General features: G+C 58.3%; 2 protein-coding genes. Both read left to right on the top strand.

Going from position 1 to position 2,085, the window contains the following annotated elements:
* The first annotated feature begins 139 nt into the window (after positions 1–139).
* Positions 140–826: an SUMF1/EgtB/PvdO family nonheme iron enzyme gene (locus tag Q1A75_RS23760; RefSeq protein ID WP_299593501.1), complete on the top strand. Its 687-nt coding sequence runs from the start codon at positions 140–142 to the stop codon at positions 824–826.
* Between the two features lie 29 nt (positions 827–855).
* Positions 856–1,974: a bifunctional diaminohydroxyphosphoribosylaminopyrimidine deaminase/5-amino-6-(5-phosphoribosylamino)uracil reductase RibD gene (gene ribD, locus Q1A75_RS23755; RefSeq protein ID WP_299593504.1), complete on the top strand. Its 1,119-nt coding sequence runs from the start codon at positions 856–858 to the stop codon at positions 1,972–1,974.
* The last annotated feature ends 111 nt before the right edge of the window (positions 1,975–2,085 follow it).

Raw genomic sequence — 2,085 nt, 5'->3', positions numbered from 1 at the left:
CCACCAATGCCCCCCAAAGTCGAGAGAACACTGGATCAATCATCGCAGATCGATGCAGAAGTCATAAGACAAGCCCACGATCCTGCACGTCCCGGCAGCGCATGCCACACTTGGGCTGGCCCATGACAAAGTAGATGCTGTGGTCGCCAAATACGCCCATCTCGGGGTCATCCGCGAATGGATCGAGAAAGAATGCCCGCAATACAGCGTTGATCTGCCTAGCTTTGGCATCGGGAAATATTGCGTCACGAACGCGGAGTATCGGGATTTTCTGCAAGACACCGGTTTTGATGAACTACCGACCTCATGGGAGTTCGGCGTCTTTCCCACGGCAAAATCGAACCACCCTGTCTACACAGTTTCCGCCCAAGCGGCAGATGCCTATTGCACATGGCTCAGTGGCAAGACAGGCCGCCAGTTTCGACTGCCAACCGAGCAAGAATGGGAGTGCGTGGCCTCAAACGGGGGCCAGACAGAGTTTCCATGGGGCGACACCTATCAAGACGGATTGGCCAACACCGCAGAAGCCGGATTGTATCGCAGCACACCGGTAGGGGTTTTTCCCGGCGGGTGCACTGCGCTTGGTGTCTGCGATTTGGCAGGCAATGTTGAGGAATACACCGCCTCGGATTATGCGCCTTATCCCGATGGTCACCGGATCGAGGATGATCTTCTGATCAGAGAGGGGCCCTACCGCATCGCACGGGGCGGCAGCTTCACACGGTTTTCGGACCTCGCCCGCAGCACACGGCGACACGGCAGATACAAGAAGGACATCTATGTGATGGGGTTCCGACTGGCAGAGAGCGTTGAGCGCGCGCAATAGCCCCACTCCAAATGAGACAGGTAAAACGAATGGGTGAATCTCTTTTTTTTGACAAGGCCGCACAGCTGGCATGCGAAGGACAGGGGCGCACCGGATCAAACCCGTCGGTTGGCTGTGTGATCGTGAAGGATGGCAAAATCATTGGTGTCGGACGGACCGCCGATGGTGGGCGGCCCCATGCCGAAGCCAATGCGCTGCGCCAAGCGGGGAGGTCGGCAAAAGGCGCGACCGTCTATGTCACGCTTGAACCCTGTTCCCATGCAGGGCGCGGCCCGGCCTGCGCGCAATCCTTGGTGGATGCACAGGTGTCACGTGTTGTGATTGGGCTGACAGACCCCGATACACGCACAAACGGCGCCGGGATGTCTTTGCTGCGCGCGCAGGGGATTGAGGTCGTGACAGGGGCGTTTCCAGCCGGATGCAGTGCCGCCATGGCCGGGTATCTGAGCCGCCAAATCCTTCGGCGGCCGCTTGTGACACTCAAGCTTGCGATGACGCTGGACGGCATGATTGCGACCGAAGGTGGTCAAAGCCAGTGGATCACCAATGCCTGCGCGCGCGGCTATGTGCACGATCTGCGCGCCGCGTGCGACGGTGTGATGGTTGGCGCAACAACAGCACGGGCAGACAACGCGCGCCTGACGGCGCGCGGCAGACCCGGTGCCGTGCAACCAACGCGCATCGTCCTGACATCTGACGCCGTATTCAGCGAAGACAGCGCAATGATTGAAACGCTGTCAGAAGCTCCTTTGGTATTCTTGCATTCTAAGGCCGCGGATGACCGGGTTATTTCCCGGTGGGAGGCTCTTGGCGTGACCTGCCTCGCGGTGCCGGACGCGGACGGCAAGTTGGATCTAGCCAATAGCCTGAGCAGGTTAGGGGATTTAGGACTGAACCGCGTTCTGTGCGAAGGTGGTGCGGCATTGGCCACGTCGTTGATCGCGGGTGATCTGGTGGATGAGATCATAACAATTCACGCGGGGAAGCTTTTTGGCTCAGCCGGGCAATCTGCGATCAATCCACTAGGCATGCCAGAAATTCAGGACGCGCCGCAGTTTGATTTGGTGGATTGCGGCAAACTGGATGACAACATCTTTGCGCGCTGGGAAATTGACAGGATAGGTGCAAATCTGGTTCGGTTCTCCTGAAAGCGGACCTTGGCGCAGCCGCAGCGAATTCACACTTTGTCCCGCAGTCTGTGAGTTCGATCAGGTCAACCCTTACTTTTACAGCGAATGTCCGGAAAGCGGGCTGCGATC

The organism is uncultured Tateyamaria sp., assembly GCF_947504105.1.
Classification (GTDB): Bacteria; Pseudomonadota; Alphaproteobacteria; order Rhodobacterales; family Rhodobacteraceae; genus Tateyamaria.
Note: the sequence above shows the minus strand (reverse complement) of the source record. Positions and strands in the feature narration are given on the sequence as shown.